The organism is Paraburkholderia sp. J8-2, assembly GCF_905220195.1.
GTDB lineage: Bacteria > Pseudomonadota > Gammaproteobacteria > Burkholderiales > Burkholderiaceae > Paraburkholderia.
Map to the genome: position 1 here is coordinate 1 of NZ_CAJMZA010000120.1, position 468 is coordinate 468.

General features: G+C 64.1%; 1 protein-coding gene. It reads right to left on the bottom strand.

The window, feature by feature from the left end:
* Nucleotides 1-2 precede the first annotated feature (2 nt).
* Nucleotides 3-468, bottom strand: a 466-nt coding sequence (locus U5A52_RS43080) for an enolase C-terminal domain-like protein (RefSeq protein ID WP_321940508.1), incomplete at its 5' end; no start/stop codon positions are given.

The following is a 468-nucleotide window of genomic DNA, read 5'->3' on the forward strand; positions in this document are numbered from 1 at the left end:
GATTATTTCGTCACTTTCAGCAGGCCGTCGCGGGTGAAGCGCTTGACCTTCGCTTCGTCCAGTTCGATGCCCAGACCCGGGCCGTTCGGCACCGTCAGCTCGAAGTCGCTGTAGTCCAGCGGGGTGGTCAGAATCTCTTCGGTAATCAGCAAGGGGCCGAACAGTTCGGTGCCCCACTGCAGGTTCGCGAAGCTCGCGAACAGATGCGCCGATGCCACCGTGCTGAACGCGCCTTCGAGCATCGTGCCGCCGTACAACTCGATACCCGCGGCGTCCGCAATCGTGGCCACGCGCTGGGCGGCGAACAGTCCACCGCTTTGTTCGATCTTGATGGCGAACACGTCGGCGCCCTCGTTCTTCGCGATCTCGAACGCGCTTTCTGGCCCCTGCAGGATTTCGTCGGCCATCAACGCCACCGGGAAACGGCGCATGAGGCGCGCGAGCGCCGCGGGTGAAGCGACCGGCTGC